This is a genomic window from Oligoflexia bacterium, assembly GCA_034439615.1.
In the GTDB taxonomy this organism is placed as follows: Bacteria; Bdellovibrionota; Bdellovibrionia; order JABDDW01; family JABDDW01; genus JAWXAT01.
This window is the reverse complement of sequence record JAWXAT010000009.1, coordinates 48650-65342: the sequence shown is the minus strand read 5'-3', so window position 1 is coordinate 65342 and position 16693 is coordinate 48650. Positions and strand designations below refer to the sequence as shown.

Below are 16693 nucleotides of genomic sequence, written 5' to 3'. Positions count from 1 at the left end.
GGCACAAACAGGCCTCATCTTAAAGGGTGTTATATGAATGAAAATCAACAACCTGGCGCACCGTTTCTTTCATTGGTGATACCCGCGTATAATGAATCAAAACGCATTGCTCGAAGTCTCAAAGATCTGAAAAGTTTTTTTGCTTCATTTGGCAGCAGTATTGAAATCATCTTAGTTATTGAAAAAAGCACTGATAACACCGTTGAAATCACAAAAAAAACCGTGGGCAATGACCCTCATTTTATAATCATCGCCAATGATGTTCAACGGGGTAAAGGCTATGCAGTTAAAACCGGAATGCTTAAAGCCCGTGGTGAGACAGTTTTTTTTACTGATCTTGATCTTTCAACGCCACTTGTCGAGGTCATTGCATTTTTAGGGCACTTTGAATCAAACCCTCAAGTAGATATTCTTATTGGCAGCAGACAACATGCAAAAAGTCAGATTCTCAAAAGACAAAACCCTATCAGACAAAAAATGGGGCAAATGTTTAATTTTTTCGTCCAATTATTTGCTGTTAAAGGAATCACAGATACCCAATGTGGATTCAAAGCCTTTCGTAAAAAAACTATTGAACCGATTTTTTCACGCCAAACTATAAATGGCTTTTCATTTGATGTGGAAATTCTTCTATTGGCTCAATACCTAGGCTACAAAACAGAAGTTTTGCCCGTGAAATGGACAAACGACCCAGATTCAAAGGTTCATATTATTCGCGATAGCCTTAAGATGTTCTTTGACCTGCTTCGTGTGAAGCGCCTTGTGAAAAAGACGCTGAGTTCTTCTCCACCGCAAAAAGTTCTGAAATAAGTCTTTCAGCTTCACTTAAAATTTTCTTAAGTTCTTGGTCACTTTTTTGGTTTTTAATTAATTCATCAGGTGCAAAACTTAAAAGTTCACACTGATTTAAAAACTTTTTCACATCACCTTGAACTTTTTCACTACTTGTAGGGAGCCTTGTCAAAAGTGCATCTAATGTAAGTGATGCTCCACCGACTCCTGCAATTTCACCCAGTGCACTTAATACGGCGTTTGAAGTTTCAACGCCCACACCTCTAAAATCACCTTTTTTAAGTTTGAGTCTTGCCGTTTTAAGTTTTAATTTTGCTTTCTTGCGAGCAAGTGCCATTTGGTCTTGAGATTCACCTCTAAATACCAAATAAAACTGCCGACCAAACCAACCAAAAACAGTTAAAAACAAGAGAGCCCAAATACTAAGTTGCACTGAAGGCTTAAGTCTCATTGAGGCATCAGTTTTTAAATACTTAATGTCTTTTGAATCAGCAATGGGCGCATCATTTTGCGCCATAGGAACATTACCACCCGCAAGGGAACCATCACCTGCAGCAACCTTGATTTGGAATTCAGGAGTTTGGCGTGTCACATACTTTGCAGTTTTAGGATCAAAATAACTTACAGATACCGGAGGCACTGTAATTGTACCTTGTGATCTTGGAATCAATAAAACTTCAAACTCTTTAAAGCCCTCACCACTTTTTTGAAACTGGGCTTCTTTTTTTGTTTCATAGACTTCCAAATTTTGCGGCAAATCAAGAGGGGGAAGTTCAATGGCCTTCACATTACCTTCACCTTGAAAGCGAATTTTAAGACTAAAAGGCTGATTTACTTTTGCTTGAGTCGTGCTCACTGAACCTGTGATGTTAAACGTACCCACCGCTCCTGAAAAACTAGCGGGCCTACCTTCAGCAGGTAATGGAATAACATCAATTGGAATTTCTTTACTTGCTTTGACGTAACTAAAAGCTTGGCCAATTCCAAAAACAGACATGCCTGAACTTAAATCAACAACCGTAGCTTTTGCTTTGTATTGATCTATTGTTTTTTTACCTGCAGAAATTGGAAACAATGCATATGAAACCAAAAGCGCTTTATTGTACGGTACACCATTAACGATTTCGCTTTGAAAACTTAAGCGCGTGGCAATTTCTAAATCTTCTTTCCAAAAACCTTTGAGTTCAGGGTACTTCAAAGCGTCGTAAGCTTGAATGCCTCCACGGGTATAGAGATACCAAGAGGCCACAATTTGCTCTCCCACATAAACTCGTTTTTTATTAGCCTCAACCGCTATAAAAAAAGCGTCTTTAGTATCAGCTTGAGGGGCAGAACGCACACCTCCGCGATTATCAAGTGTCAAACCTCGCCTGCGCAATAACTGTGTGAAGAGATCATTTGCATCTTCATCTAAAGAACCAAATGCACCCATGTCATCTTCTTCTTGAGGAGGTGGTGCACCACGCTGAGGTTTATTTTGGGCTTTGTTTGAATTTTTACTTGGCAATCCACCGCCACTGCCAGCCACAACTTTAATTGTGATGGGTTTACTTTTAATTGTTTCACCATTGACTGTGACTTCAGCAGAACCTAGCGCATAAACCCCTGGTTTTTTTGGCGCTAGCGTATAGCGATATGTGTTTTTTCTAACAAGCATGAATTTCCCGTTGTCAAAAACGCTGCTGGTAGAACTTGAACTCACAGCATTCATGACTTCAAAACCCTTAAGCTCTGGAAGTTTTGGATCTTCATCATTGATTGCAGTTGAATCACTTGAAACCATAAGTGTTAGTGTCACAACATCTTCTTCGCCAATTGTGTCACTACTTAAACTAGCATCAAGTCTCACCTGTGCAGCAAATGTGGGGAGCACAAATAACAGACATGAAAAAATAAGAAGTAACAGGGTTTCTCTTTTAAAATTCAGATTACCAATCTTTTTCAACCCCCTGCTCCTTTCTTGGCTTATTATCTTTATACTGTTTTGCGCGAATTTTTTCTTCTTGGTTTTTCAACTCTTCTAGAATCTGACGAACTTCGCCTTCGTTCAAGTCTTGACTCTTGAACCCTTGAGGTGTGGGCCGCGGTGTTGGTTCTGGACCTTTTCCTTGACCATTTTTTTCTTCTTTTTTCTCATCTTTCTTATCGTCTTTATTTCCGTCTTGCTGTTGCTGCTGTTTGTCATTTTTTTCACCCTCGCCACCTTTTTGATCTTTTTGATCTTGCTGACCACCACTGCCTTTTTTGTCCTGCTCTTTTATGGCCAGTTCAATATTGGTTTTTGTTTCAACAGAGTCGGGTTTGTAACTCAAAGCTTTTTGATAATATGTGAGTGCTTTGGAAACATCTTTGGCTTCAACAGCCGCATTGCCTGCATTAAACATGGCTTGAAATTTTAATTCTTGATCAGCTTTAGGGTTAGCTTCTACAGCTTCAAATTCTGCCATCGCTTTTGGAATTTCACCGCCCTTAAGAAATGCATCACCCAAATTAAAATGATAATAAGGATTAAATGGATCTTTTGCTAAAGCACCGGCGAAATTTTTAAATGCTTCTTGATATTCTTCAGCTTGATAGCGCCTCACCCCTTCATTGTTTTTTTCAATGGTGGGTGGCGCAAAAGCATGAGCATTTATTGAAAATAAAATCACAAAGATAAAAGTCTTCATGAGTTCACCTCAAAACGCCCGCGCCATGCGCGCGCGTCAGAGCGCCTGTCACCAAAAAGTAAATCTAAAAGTGCAAAGATTAGACCCAATAAAAGTGGAACTTGAAACTTCTCATCAAACTCAGTGGACATTCTTGATTTAAAATCAGCTTTTTCTAAACGATTAAGATCTGCAACAAGATTTTTAATTTCAGTTTCTTCAAACGTTGCGTGGTAATAACTCCCCCCACCAGCGCGAGCAAGCTTTCCCATAACTTCATCACTTTGCACCGTCATGATGACTTGATTTGATTTATCTTTTTTATAATCTCTAAGCATCCCTCGATCATCACGCACAGGAATCGGGGTCCCTTTTGCCGAGCCAAATCCAAGGCCAAAAATTCTTAAACCCTGATCCACAGCTTTTTTAGCCGCATTAATTGCACCTGGCTCATTATCTTCACCATCCGATGCAAAAAGCATAACCCGGGTGGGTTTTGTACCGTTCAGCCCTTCAACACCACCACGTTCAAAGGCCTTCATCGCTTCATCAATGGCATCTTTTAAATTAGTGCCTTGGGTACTCACAGAATCAGGGCTCAAAGAATTAAGATAAATTTTAAGGGCCCCATGATCAGTTGTCATGGGTGAAACCAAGATAGCACTTCCGGCAAAAGCGATAAGACCAACACGACTACCACCTAATTGATCTAAGAGACTTGAAATTTCATGTTTTGCATGAGCTAAACGAGAAGGTTTGTCATCTTCAGCGAGCATGCTATTTGAAACGTCAATGGCAATGATCATTTCAATCCCGGTTTGTTTTACTTCAGTTTGCTTTGCACCCAAAAGAGGTCTTGCAAGTGCAATCGCAAAACATGCAAGCACTAGACATTGTAAAAAATTATGCCAACGTCGCCGTGACATTGAAACAGAGGTTGTAAGAAAGTCAGCTTTTTCACCAAAGTGTTTTTTTATTTTTTTATATGCTCGACCATCAATGATCAGCGCCAAAATGAAAAGTGCAAGGGCACCCCACACCATTCTCAACCACCAAGAGTCTGCCAATTGTATCATTATGGCACCCTCCTAAATAATGTGCGGGTTAAGAAAAACTGCAGTAAATATAAAACAAAAGCCCAATAAAGCCACTTTGTGAAAAGCTCAGTGTATTTAACATACTCATTTACCTGAATTTTTATTTTCTCTAAGGTATCGATGTTGGAGAAAACTTTTTTCAACGTATCCGTATCACCTGCTCGGTAATATTTTGCTCCCGTTTCATCAGCAATTCTTTGAAGCAATTCATCATTCACAGTTGAGTGAATGGGCTGATAGCGTTTTACTTTTCGCCCGAAGGCATCAACTGTATAAATCGGTAATTGCGCTTGCCCGTCGACTCCCGCCCCGATTGTGTAAACTTTGATTCCATACCCTTTTGCTATGTCAAGTGCAGTTGAAGGGTCAATGGTTCCGCTATTACTTTCTCCGTCTGTGAGTAAAATAATGACACGGCTTTTTGCTGTAGAATCTTTGAGGCGTGCCACAGCGTTTGCCAAAGCCACACCAATTGCAGTGCCTGGTTTCATATTATCAGTTGTGAGTTCATCAACACTGCTTAGTAAAACACCTTGATCAAGAGTGAGTGGGCAACGGGTATAAGATTCTCCCGCAAAAACAACTATACCAATGCGATCATTTGCCCGCGCTTTAACAAAGTTTCGAATAACCATCTTTGCAGCACCCAGGCGATTTTCGGGCTCCATATCTTCAATAAGCATGCTATCTGAAATGTCAAGAGTGAGCATGATATCAATGCCTTCAACATTTTTATTTATTTTTGTGTCAGACATTTGTGGTCTTGCAAGTGCAATAATCGCTAAAACAAGTGCAATAAATTTTATAAGATTTGGTAAAAATGAAAGTCGAGCTCTAAAACTTGGTGCTACACCTTGAAAAAGTTTCCCCGAACTAAATTGAAATGTCGCTCGACGTTTTTCTTTTCTGAGATAACTCCAAACAAAAATCAAAATTACCGGAATCAAAAATGTAAACGCTAAAGGTGTGGCCCATTTCATGAACCACCTCCAGGTAAACCAAATAGTGCAAGCCCAACTCGATTAGCCTGATCTAAAAGTGAAAAACATTTTTCAGGTGTAGTTTCAACTTTTGCAAATTTAATTTGATCAAGATCCGCGAGCATGTTTTGAAGCAACTCACCACTATCGCGATAAAAAACTTTATGACGCTTTTGTAAAGTTTCATTCAGCTCTTCACTGGTCATATCTTCAGCATTAAATCGATAGTGCTCACCAATAGTGGTTTTTAAGATATGTGTAAGCTCAAGTGCAAAGGCTTTAAACTCACCCTTACTGGGAAGCCCCTTTGAATCAAGTTTACGAAGTAAAGTTTGAAATTTTTCTTGAGGTGTTTGTGGTTTGCCAACCCCTTTATTTGAAAGCTTTGCTTTACGTTTTTTATTCCATTTTAAAAATTCTCTAACACAAAACCCAACGATAAGTAAAAGCAGTACTCCCCATAATGCCCACCACCACCAAGGAGCAGGCACAGCCTTTGGATCATAAATCGGAAACGGAGTTGGCGCTTGTTTTGATTCTTGTGGCAAAACAGAGCCAACAGTGAGTGTTTGTTTTGATATCGAATGTTCTTTATTGTCGATAATAAGTTTAATGCCTGTAAATTCATGGGTACCCGCACGATAGCTGGTAATAAATTGCTCAACTTGGTTACCACCGATCACAGGCTGATCTAAAAAAACCAAAGCATGTTCACTCGTTGGGCTTAAATCACGAAATTCAATCTTTGAAGTTGGAGTAAGACTCAAACCCACATCGGTTTTACAAATAAGTTTTACTTTCACTCCTACAGTGAGTGCAGCTTGTGTGTTCTCAACGGAACAATTAATCAAAGGCATCATTTTTTATGCCTCGAAGAAAAGAATTTAATCAGCGGATCAACAAAGCTATGTGAAGTGTCGACGCGAATTTGATCAACCTGTGCTTTTTTCAGCTGACGATCTCGAGCTTCATTTAGTTTTTTATAATGACTTTCATACTCAGCTCGAAATAATTTACTTGAACTATCAACAGTACTAATCTCACCGGTTTCTGCATCTTGCATGTCGATGAGCCCAATATTTGGTAAACTTTTTTCAGCCGCATCTTCAACAACGATAGCTACTAAATCATGTCGTCTAGACATCATCCGAAGTGATCGATCAAAATCATCAGATAAAAAATCACTTAAAATAAATACCGTGGCCCGTTTGCGTAAAACTCCATTGAGAGCATCAAGGGCTGTTTTAATACTGGTGCCCCGACCCTTTGGTTTATAATAGAGAAGATCTCGCAAAATGCGATGAACATGCCCTCGCCCTTTTCGCGGCATAACAAAATGCTCGACCTGATCACTAAAAAGCATCAGCCCTACGCGGTCATTATTTTTTGCCGCAGCAAAAGAAAGTACGGCAGCGAGTTGAACCAAAACTTCACCCTTAAGATATGCCCCACTTCCAAAATCTCCAGAACCACTGATATCAACCATCAACATCATGGTGAGTTCACGTTCTTCATCATAGCGTTTGATAAATGGTTTTCCGGCTTTGGCTGTGAGATTCCAGCTAATAGAGCGAACGTCATCACCTGGTACATATTCTCTAAAATCAGAAAAAGTCAGACCCTGGCCCTTGAAGACCGTATGATATTCACCGGCAAAGAGGTTATTCACCATCTTGCGTGTTGAAATCTCAAGAAGTTTTACTTTCTTAAGAATTTCTTTGGGCAACATCAGGGAACTTCTATCTTGTTAAGAATTTCACGAATAATGGCATCAGATTTTGTTTCTTCAGCTTCTGCTTCGTACGTTAATAAAATTCGATGTCTTAAAACATCATAGGCAACAGCTTTGACATCTTCTGGTGTCACAAACCCTCGCCCTTTAATAAACGCGTGAGCCCGTGCAGATTTAGTTAACGAAATCGTCGCTCTTGGTGAGCCCCCAACGTTGATTAAAGCTGCAATAGAATTAAGGCCATATTCACGAGGATTTCGACTGGCCATTACGATTTCGACAATGTAATGCTTAATTTTTTCATCCATGTAAATGCCGCTAACTAAATTCTTAGCTCTTAATAATTCATCAACTCCAATTACTTTATTAACTGTGGGCAATTCTTTTTGGGTCATGCGGCCTAAGATTTCAAATTCTTCTTCTTTAGTTGGATAATTAACTAAAACCTTAAACATAAAACGATCCATCTGCGCTTCAGGAAGCGGATACGTACCTTCTTGCTCTAACGGATTTTGTGTCGCCAAAACTAAAAACGGATTTGCCAATTTATGTGTTTCATCGCCAATAGTGACTTGTCTTTCAGCCATCGCCTCAAGCAAAGCGGATTGTACTTTTGCCGGAGCGCGATTGATCTCGTCAGCCAAAACGATATTTGTAAAAATGGGACCTTTTTTAACCGCAAATTCGCCTGTTTTTTGATTAAAAATCATTGTTCCGATTAAATCTGAAGGAAGTAAATCTGGCGTGAACTGAATTCGTTGAAACGCAACATCGATACCGTTTGCAATAGTGCTGATGGTTAACGTTTTTGCAAGCCCCGGAACACCTTCAAGCAAAACGTGCCCGTCAGTAAGTAGTCCCATCAAAATTCGTTCAAGCATGTGACGTTGCCCGACGACAACTTTTCCTACTTCATTGAGCACCTTATTAACGAACTGACTTTCTTGTTTGATTTGTTCATTGAGTGCTACGATGTCGACCATGGGTCCTCCGAGTTGTTTGGCTTGGCCAATTAAATGGCATTGCAAGATGATATGGTAACGCTGTTAAGATTTTGATTTCAATTAGCTTTTTCTCAAATAATGATCGATTTGAGTGGCGCCATGCGTTGACAGACTACTATGGCGAACCTATATTAATTTTGCTAACTATGAGCAAACATCTTACGAGGTGAAAATGCCTATCCACATTAAAACTTGGCTTTACCTAATTCTACTCTCAGCAGTAGCGATGTATCTGGGCAGCGCTTTAGCCGGCCGTCAGGGTTTGCTCTTAGCTTTTGTGATTTCGTTTACCATAAACCTTGTGAGTTACTTTTATAGCGATCGACTTATTCTCTGGACATACGGAGCTCAACTTATTGAAGGCATTGACCCCTACGGGCTTCAAAACACCGTCACAAAACTTTGTGAAAAAATAGGAATCCCAAAACCAAAAGTTTATATTATCAAAAGCGACACACCAAATGCATTTGCTGTTGGCAGATCACCATTGAAAGCTTCGGTTGCTGCGACAGAAGGAATCTTAACATTATTAAGTCGAGAAGAAATTGAAGGCGTTTTGGCTCATGAACTCAGTCACATCAATCACAAAGATACACTGATCATGATGGTTGCCGCTACTTTAGGTTCGTTTGTCATGTATTTAGCAAATTCATTTAAATGGGTTGTAATCTTTGGAAAAGAAAATAAAAACCAAGACAAAAATATGGTGGGACAACTTTTCTTAGCTTTTTTCTCACCCATTGCAGCTTTTATTATTCATCTAGCAGTTAGCCGAAATCGTGAATTCATTGCCGATCAAGAAGCTGCCGAGATGACACAAAACCCACATGCCCTTGCGAGTGCATTATGGAAATTACACAACTACTCTTTTGCAAAACCCTTATCTGTCACACAAGCGACAGCTCATATGTTTATCGTTAATCCATTAAGTTTAGGTGGGCTCAATGGGCTTTTTAGTACACACCCGCCAGTAGAAGAACGCATTAAAAAATTAATCGGGAGAACACTGTGAACACAAATCAAATGGAAGCCTCATTTATCACACTAGCAATGTCTATCGCTTCAGCTGCTGCAATGAGTCTGGGCCTTGCTCCTAACCCACAAACTAAAAAAACCGAAGTTGATGTAGACATGGCGAGATTTAATATTGATCTACTAGATGTGCTTTCGCGAAAGACAAAAGGAAATTTAGCAAAAGAAGAAGACGAATTCATGACCCGTGTACTTGCCGATTTAAAACTAAAATTCGTGGAGGTAAATAAACATGGAAAATCTGTTTAAATTCATCAATATCAGTTTAACTCTAATTCTCATCGCAACAGCAGCTCCCAAAGCAATGGCCTTGAGCTCTAATGATCCACTTCCACGAAATCTTTTTATTGAACTTGGCAAAAAAGTAAATCCCGCCGTTGTAAACATCTACACCACACAAAGTGTACGCGGTGGAGGAAGACAAGGCTACTTCCCGGGGATGCCCCAAGACCCCTTTGAACAGTTTTTACAAGAGTACATGGGCCAAGGGCGCAGAGCACCTGAACAAAAAGTTGCAAGCCTAGGATCAGGTTTTATTATCGATACAACTGGCCTTATCGTGACAAATAATCATGTCATCGCCAATGCTGCTGACATTCGCGTACAACTTACAGAAAAAGCTAAAAAAACTTATAAAGCAAAAGTCATTGGCCGCGATGCACGCACTGACGTCGCACTTATTAAAATCGACACAACAGAAAAACTTACCGTCACCGTGTTAGGTGATTCTGATAAAGTCGAAGTTGGCGAATGGGTCGCTGCATTTGGTAACCCCTACGGCCATGGTCACTCAATGACCAAAGGAATTATCTCTGCAAAAGAGCGAGACATTGCAGAACTTGAAACAGCATTTCCATTTATTCAAACCGATGCCAGCATTAATCCAGGCAATAGCGGTGGCCCACTTGTAAATGCCGACGGTGAAGTCATCGGTGTAAACTCAGCAATTGATGCCCGAGCCCAAGGCATTGGCTTTGCGATTCCGATCAACGTTGTAAAAAGACTCATTCCAGATTTGAAAAGTAAAGGTCGCATTATTCGAGGTTATTTTGGTGTTGCGATTAGCAATATTGATGAACGAGTGATGAAACAATTTAATCTCAAAAGTGATCGAGGGGCATTGATCGTAAACGTAAGCCCTGGTTCACCAGCTGAACGCGGTGGAATCGAACCTTACGACATCGTCACAGAATTTAACGGTAAAGAAATAGAAAACGCAAAAAGCTTAACAAACGCTGTTGGCGAAACTCCCGTTGGTCAAACCGCAAAAGTAAAAGTTTTCAGAGACGGTAAAACCACAAACTTAACTATTAAAACCACCGAGCGCCCGGACGAAGAATCTGTTGCCCAAGAAAGCCCGCGAGCTCCCAGACTTCCAAAAGGCATGACGGCTCCTTATAATTTAGGAATGATGTTAGCTGATCTTAATCCAACGATTGCACGCCAGCTACAACTTCAAGATGCTCCAAAAAGAGGTGTCGTAGTTACAGGCACTCAAGACGGTGGTTTAGCAGACCAAGCCGGGCTTGAAATTGGGGATATCATTTTAGATGTGAATAAAAAACGAGCACTCTCAGCACGTGAAGCATTAAAAAATATTAAGCCCGGTGTGAATAGTCTGCGCGTTTTACGCGGCCAAGTTACGCTCTTGATATTTATGGAAGCAAGATAGGCCAAAGAGTGTGACAAGTTTAGATTTTACTTTAAAGGCTCCTGCAAAACTAAATCTTTGGCTTCACATCACAGGCGTTAGGGAAGATGGCTATCATTTACTTGATAGCCTTTTTGTTCCTATAGATCTCTATGATGAAATTAAAATCACTAAAAGTTTAGGTTCAAAAGACGAAGTTTTATTTGTCACACCGTCAGGCACTCCACTTGATATTAAAATTAATACGGTCACAAAAACATTCGAGCTTATGCGTGAGTTATTGCCTGAAATTCCATATCTAAAGATTCAAGTGACAAAACACATCCCCATGGGTGCAGGTCTTGGCGGCGGAAGCTCTGATGCTGCAACCACCTTGAATTTTTTACAATCTGAATACGGAAACGCTGAAAGTCTCAAAGCCCTACCTAAAATTGCTCAAAAGATAGGGGCTGATGTGAGTTTTTTCTTAAAAGCAAAGCCCGCTCATGTGACAGGCGTGGGTGAACAGTTAATGGAAGTGAACATTGAACAGCTATTTTTCGTAGTCTGCTACCCCGAGTTACAAATCTCTACAAACCAAGCCTATGGCTGGTTTGATGAAGATTGTGCGTTGACACGCGCCGCAGCAAATGTTAATTTTAATCGAACAACTGGGGTCTTGGACGACTCAGTTTTAACGGCAGTTCAAGTAGTGAAACGAACACATAACGATCTTGAAATACCTGTTGAAGCGAGAAATCCTCAGATCGCGATGTTAAAAAAAGCGCTGAGACAATGGGGAGCGCTCACAAGTCTCATGACGGGAAGCGGAAGCTCCGTTTTTGGGATTTACCAGAATCAAAAAAAAGCGATTCTGGCTTATGAGAACCTCAAAAAACAATTTCCCGCCTCACACTCTTTTTTCATCACGAAAACCCTGGATTAGACATCAACATGGAGAACATCAATGGAAATCACCGAGGTAAAAGTATTCGCAGTTAATGAAGAAAGGCTCAAAGCCTACGTCACAATCACCATCGACGCATGCTTTGTGGTCCGCGACTTAAAGATCATTAACGGAACAAATGGTCTTTTCGTGGCAATGCCCAGCAAAAAGCGAAAAGATGGCCAATTCAAAGATATCGCCCACCCGCTCAACAACGAAACTCGAGAAAAAATCGAAAACAAGATCTTTGAAGTCTACGAAGCCGAGCTAAAAAAGATGGGCCAAACTTTAGAACAAATGACTATTGCAAAATCATCTACTCCCGATTATGACCAATCAGACGACGACGGAAGAGCCTAACACCCGTTCGGTCATTATTGGGGCGTAGACAAGCGGTAAGTCAACGGATTTTGATTCCGTCATGCGAAGGTTCGAATCCTTCCGCCCCATCCACTTGTCAAACTATTCGAACCAGATTTTAACAAAAAAATACCGGGGCTAGCGCCCGTAGCGCTAGCCCCTTTTTTATTCGATCCTACAGTCTTTTTTTTCTCTAACTCAAATCCTATGAAATGACTTTCTCCTGCATGCCAGTAGATTTTTAATCCATCAGTTAATAACTCAATCTTATGAATCAATTTATTTACAACCTTACTTTTAAAGCGCTGCTTCCAGATAACAGTTAAGCGAGCAAAGCGGACCAGAGCTCTAAAATGACGCCTTGAAATCGCCAACTCAGAAGCCCGGAGAGCACCTGTTTTTTATTAGGATGATGGTCGTCGCATTTCGTCGCTTTAGGCTTTCTTCAATACAAGCGACTCCAGCCGTTTCACTCGCTCTTCTAGTTCAGGCTTCTCACCAAGAACAGCTTGTCTTAAGAACTCATTCAGCAATGTCTGGTATTTTGTTCTTTGCTGTTTAGCTTTTTTTCTAAGCTCCAATATGACTTCGCCGTCGATCCAGCAATTAACGCGAATCTTCATATTTTTGTTGTCTAAATCTTCCGCTGTAATCTCAGTCTTCTTTTTCTTCAAAGTGCTCATTCCACATCTCCTTTATAAGGTTTTTGTGTTCCTTAACTTTCTCTTGCAGCAATCTGATCTCATATGAACGAAAACCCCGATTGTTTTTTACTTCAAGGGTATCAATGACGATCACTACATTTCTTCCTGCATGCCGAACATGGACATGAACAGGTTCGTGATCCTGGCTGTAGAAGAAGAAAACAATGTTATTGAACCTGAATATCTCCGGCATAACCAATTCTAATTATACATATAAAGTGTGTATAAACAACATTTTTTGTCACCAACTCTTTTTTTTAAACGCAACTGTAGGCCTTAAATCCAATATACCACCCCGCGGCATGTCGATTGCTATAAATCCATCCGGATAAGCAAAAACAGTAATCGGTGGAAATTACACCGAGCATGGTTCATCGCTTGGTGGCCCACCTCTTGGTTTAAGCGTTAATATTGAAGGTGGATATATTCATCTATCTTGTAAGTGAGTTACTTGCAATTTCGTATCGATGACACTTCGATAGTTGACTAACCCCAATCAGATAAATTCAGATCAATCAGGCCAGAGGCAAAATGCTCTGGCCTTTTTTAAGCGTCTTTCGAGAAATTAGCTCGCTCGACCAAAAGAAAAACCAAATTCAAGATGGGCTCCGCATGCGGCTGCAATACGTGCAAGGAGAGGTAGAGATGCGACTCTTTTATCTAAACCACCTTCAAGGCGTGCAATCACGCTCTGTGTAGTTCCGATTTTTTTGGCTAACTGAGCCTGAGTTAAATTTGCATGCAGCCTTGCAGATTTAACCGCAACTGCAATTTTAGACTTCGCCTTCTCTTCTTCATAAGAAATACGCACTTCGGGATCTTTTAAAAGTTTATCAAAAAATGGTTTTGCAGATCTATATGCTTTTTTCGCTTTCATAATCCTAAAACCTCCTTCATTCTTTTTTCAGCCAACTCCAAATCTTTTAGAGGAGTTTTCTGAGTAGTTTTTCTAAAAACATGAAGCCAAACCATAGTGCTAGCTTCAACAATCACATAAGCGATTCGATAACCTCCGCCGACACTTTGAAATTTTATCTCCCAGAGTTTTCCCCGAAGAGGTTTAAATATAACTCTGGGGCAACCAAAACCGTGCTTCTCAATATTCTCAAACACTTCAACGAATCTTGCCTTATCTACCTTTGAAAGACCTTCGATAAAATCTTGTACAGGACTACGACCAGATGCTGTTTCATAGAAGGATACTTTCATTATTTTTGAATATAGCCAATTGGCGATAAATTGTCAATTGAACTCTTTTGACCGCCAGCCTGAAGCGACCTATTCCACTTAGATAAACTAAATGGGTGCCAGAACTCCAACTCAAAGAGGTTTCTATATATCCTTTGCGAACAAATTGCTTTGCACACTTCTCACACCAAAACTACGCTCAGGCGAATGAATCTGATATCCCATAGATTTATAGGCTAGTAGACGCTTACGATACATTGAGATTGTCAGACCGCTGCATGAGTCCAAGTAGTCATAAATCAACACATCTTTCTTACCTGGAAAGGGACGATGCAAGCGCCCGGCGTATTGAACCATTCGCCCTTTAAACGATATAGGCATCGCTAAGACAAGGGTATCGAGACGAGGGATATCTACACCCTCCCCGATCAATGAGGCCGTTGCAAACAAGCACTGTGGCACTTTTGTTTCAAGGCCAAGGCTAATTTCATCAAACACTTGGCGCCGCGCTTTTTTACCTAAAGTTCCTTCTAAACGAAAAACTTTGATGTTTGGATTGCGCTCAGCTGTTTTGTCAGCCAATTGCTCTAAATGTTCTTTTCGATCTGAAATAACAAGCGGAAACCTACCCTCATGAATGGCAGACGTAATATCCTCTACAATAAGATTATTACGCTCTTGATCTGCTGTTAATTTTTCCCACACAACGTGTATTGGCGGTTGATGGCCTAGCTCAGCCGAGAGTTGAAAAGTAGTTTCATGAACAACTACCCGCTTTGACAAAGAATTATTGTCTGCAGATTTAATTTCATACCGGATTGGACCACATTGCATGAATAAAATCTTGTGATGACCATCTTTTCTATAAGGAGTAGCCGTAAGCCCTAGAATATACTTTGATGAAATTCTCTTGAGTAAAGACTCAAACGAAACAGCCGGTATGTGATGACATTCGTCAACAATGACTTGGCTATAACCAGAGAGCAACTCCTCTATCTCATCTGTTTTTGTCAGAGTTTGAATCATAGCGATATCAATTTTACCAGTGAGCTTTTTCTTGGAACTGGCAAATGTGCCAATCTCTTTTATGGGAACATCTAAAAATCGATGAATTTGCTCTTTCCATTGATCTAGCAATGGTTGTCTATGAACTAAAATAAGTGTTGGAAGTTTTCGTTTAGCAATTAAAGCACACGCAATAACTGTTTTGCCAGAACCTGGAGGGGCTAGCAATACGCCTGTATCATTTTCAATAATTTTGTTGAGAGCTTTTTTCTGCTCAGGTTGCAGTTCGCCATTAAATACAGTTTTCATCTTTTTATGTGTGAGTCGAATATCACGAATTATTGTTTGCGCACCCACTTCTTGAGCTAATTCTATACATTGATCCAAAACGCCTCTTGGTAAAACGAGGGTATCTTGTTGTACATCTCCACAGAAAATAAAACGTGAGTGTGGATAGGTTGAAAAGCGCATTCTCTCAAGCTCATAAAATTTCGGATTTGCGAATGTAGCTGTGCGCTTTAAAGCCGTAACTAGGGGGCCTGGCAGATCAGCGAGTTTAATGGAAAGCTGTGAGCCCAATTCAATTTCTACATTACCAGTATAAAGCCCTTTGAATAGTTTAGGCTTAGCAACTTTCATGATTCGCTCGTCGGTCTCAAGTGCATTGATCTCTGGTATCAAGCTGAAGGTATTTCGCTCTGGTAAATACTCTTCTAGAATTGATACCACCTCATTGTTGGACAGACGTTTAACTTGAGAAAGATATATCCATTGATCCTCAAAAGACTGAAAGGCTTCATCAATAAATACAGAATTCCCCGCATCACGCGCTATTTTTTGAAGCGGAAGTGCAATGAGATTACCAAAACCGTCATTCGGCAAATAATCCTGATTTGGAAAAAATCTATCATAAGTTGATAGTTTAATAGAATGTCGAAGTTCAACTGCTCTTGAAACAAGTAACGTACCCAACTGTCGAGCTATTCGAGCAGGAACTGATTCACGAAAAAAGATCCAGCAGTGAGCTCCATTACCTGAGCGAGACCGTTCAACGGCTATTTCAACGCCCAATGTTTGCGCTACCTGTTTGTATGCCAGAACGTCTTCTTCCCAACCCTCACCATCAAAGTCAGCAGCTAGAAATATACAAGTATCACCCTGTCTTATTGCATAGGTTCCAATCGTATGAGTACCTTGGAGATGACCTTTTACCGCAACATTATCTAAAGGTAAAAATGCCTGATTTGGACAATCTGAACATTTAATTTTTGGTTTTTCACATACACTTCTAACCCACTCATTGCGGCATGCTGGAGCGTAACCCTTTTTACCTTGTTTCTGATTCTCCCAAAGTCTCGGATAGACGGATTCACGGCAGCGAAAAAGTGATAAAAATAGTTCGATTTTGTCATCGGGAGTTGATGGTGGAATAGCACGGGCTGAAATTCCCAGAAGAACCCTAGTTTGAACGAGTTCCTTTGATCGAAGAGTAATTAGCTCAGCGGCAAGAACTTTTCGCTCGCTATCTAGGATGCGTAATCGTTCTTCGATAGATTGAATATGTTCTTTAGACAT

General features: G+C 40.4%; 17 protein-coding genes and 1 tRNA gene. 7 read left to right on the top strand and 11 right to left on the bottom strand.

Annotated elements, in window-relative coordinates:
• The first annotated feature begins 33 nt into the window (after positions 1 to 33).
• Entirely contained in the window at positions 34 to 810 is a 777-nt protein-coding gene (locus SGI74_02695) for a glycosyltransferase family 2 protein (protein MDZ4676392.1), read from the top strand.
• Here the strand turns inward: SGI74_02695 and SGI74_02690 are convergent.
• From SGI74_02690 to SGI74_02660, 7 genes are read right to left on the bottom strand one after another with little or no spacing between them, the layout of a single operon-like run.
• A complete protein-coding gene (locus tag SGI74_02690; protein MDZ4676391.1) occupies positions 725 to 2737 on the bottom strand; it encodes a BatD family protein in 2013 nt (670 codons plus the stop codon). The genes SGI74_02695 and SGI74_02690 overlap by 86 nt on opposite strands.
• Positions 2721 to 3461: a tetratricopeptide repeat protein gene (locus SGI74_02685; protein MDZ4676390.1), complete on the bottom strand. Its 741-nt coding sequence runs from the start codon at positions 3459 to 3461 to the stop codon at positions 2721 to 2723. Before SGI74_02685 ends, SGI74_02690 begins: the two co-directional genes overlap by 17 nt.
• Positions 3458 to 4516, bottom strand: a complete 1059-nt coding sequence (locus tag SGI74_02680) for a VWA domain-containing protein (protein ID MDZ4676389.1) — start codon at positions 4514 to 4516, stop codon at positions 3458 to 3460. The genes SGI74_02685 and SGI74_02680 overlap by 4 nt, the downstream gene beginning before the upstream one ends.
• A complete protein-coding gene (locus tag SGI74_02675) occupies positions 4516 to 5517 on the bottom strand; it encodes a VWA domain-containing protein (GenBank protein ID MDZ4676388.1) in 1002 nt (333 codons plus the stop codon). The genes SGI74_02680 and SGI74_02675 overlap by 1 nt, the downstream gene beginning before the upstream one ends.
• Positions 5514 to 6377, bottom strand: coding sequence for a hypothetical protein (locus SGI74_02670; GenBank protein ID MDZ4676387.1), 864 nt, complete (start codon positions 6375 to 6377; stop codon positions 5514 to 5516). Before SGI74_02670 ends, SGI74_02675 begins: the two co-directional genes overlap by 4 nt.
• Positions 6374 to 7246 carry a DUF58 domain-containing protein gene (locus SGI74_02665; GenBank protein MDZ4676386.1) on the bottom strand — a complete coding sequence of 291 codons (873 nt, stop codon included), beginning with the start codon at positions 7244 to 7246 and terminating at the stop codon, positions 6374 to 6376. Before SGI74_02665 ends, SGI74_02670 begins: the two co-directional genes overlap by 4 nt.
• The gene (locus SGI74_02660) at positions 7246 to 8232 is read right to left on the bottom strand and encodes a MoxR family ATPase (protein MDZ4676385.1); all 987 of its coding nucleotides are present in this window, start codon (positions 8230 to 8232) and stop codon (positions 7246 to 7248) included. Before SGI74_02660 ends, SGI74_02665 begins: the two co-directional genes overlap by 1 nt.
• A 193-nt stretch (positions 8233 to 8425) precedes the next feature.
• On the opposite strand from SGI74_02660, the gene SGI74_02655 reads away from it, so the two are divergent.
• From SGI74_02655 to SGI74_02630, 6 genes are all read left to right on the top strand, one after another.
• Positions 8426 to 9265, top strand: a complete 840-nt coding sequence (locus tag SGI74_02655) for a M48 family metalloprotease (protein MDZ4676384.1) — start codon at positions 8426 to 8428, stop codon at positions 9263 to 9265.
• The gene (locus tag SGI74_02650; protein MDZ4676383.1) at positions 9262 to 9534 is read left to right on the top strand and encodes a DUF1844 domain-containing protein; all 273 of its coding nucleotides are present in this window, start codon (positions 9262 to 9264) and stop codon (positions 9532 to 9534) included. Before SGI74_02655 ends, SGI74_02650 begins: the two co-directional genes overlap by 4 nt.
• A complete protein-coding gene (locus SGI74_02645) occupies positions 9518 to 10957 on the top strand; it encodes a Do family serine endopeptidase (protein MDZ4676382.1) in 1440 nt (479 codons plus the stop codon). Before SGI74_02650 ends, SGI74_02645 begins: the two co-directional genes overlap by 17 nt.
• 10 nt (positions 10958 to 10967) lie before the next feature.
• A complete protein-coding gene (gene ispE, locus SGI74_02640) occupies positions 10968 to 11861 on the top strand; it encodes a 4-(cytidine 5'-diphospho)-2-C-methyl-D-erythritol kinase (GenBank protein MDZ4676381.1) in 894 nt (297 codons plus the stop codon).
• A gap of 21 nt (positions 11862 to 11882) precedes the next feature.
• Positions 11883 to 12221, top strand: a complete 339-nt coding sequence (gene spoVG, locus SGI74_02635; GenBank protein ID MDZ4676380.1) for a septation regulator SpoVG — start codon at positions 11883 to 11885, stop codon at positions 12219 to 12221.
• Between the two features lie 18 nt (positions 12222 to 12239).
• Positions 12240 to 12314 (top strand) — tRNA-Gln (locus SGI74_02630).
• Positions 12315 to 12655: 341 nt separating this feature from the next.
• Here the strand turns inward: SGI74_02630 and SGI74_02625 are convergent.
• The 4 genes from SGI74_02625 to SGI74_02610 all read right to left on the bottom strand — a co-directional run bounded on the left by SGI74_02625 (position 12656) and on the right by SGI74_02610 (position 16693).
• Positions 12656 to 12904, bottom strand: a complete 249-nt coding sequence (locus tag SGI74_02625) for a hypothetical protein (protein ID MDZ4676379.1) — start codon at positions 12902 to 12904, stop codon at positions 12656 to 12658.
• Between the two features lie 586 nt (positions 12905 to 13490).
• Positions 13491 to 13802, bottom strand: a complete 312-nt coding sequence (locus tag SGI74_02620; protein ID MDZ4676378.1) for a helix-turn-helix transcriptional regulator — start codon at positions 13800 to 13802, stop codon at positions 13491 to 13493.
• Positions 13799 to 14134: a type II toxin-antitoxin system RelE/ParE family toxin gene (locus tag SGI74_02615; GenBank protein MDZ4676377.1), complete on the bottom strand. Its 336-nt coding sequence runs from the start codon at positions 14132 to 14134 to the stop codon at positions 13799 to 13801. The genes SGI74_02620 and SGI74_02615 overlap by 4 nt, the downstream gene beginning before the upstream one ends.
• Before the next feature lie 123 nt (positions 14135 to 14257).
• Entirely contained in the window at positions 14258 to 16693 is a 2436-nt protein-coding gene (locus tag SGI74_02610; GenBank protein MDZ4676376.1) for a DEAD/DEAH box helicase family protein, read from the bottom strand.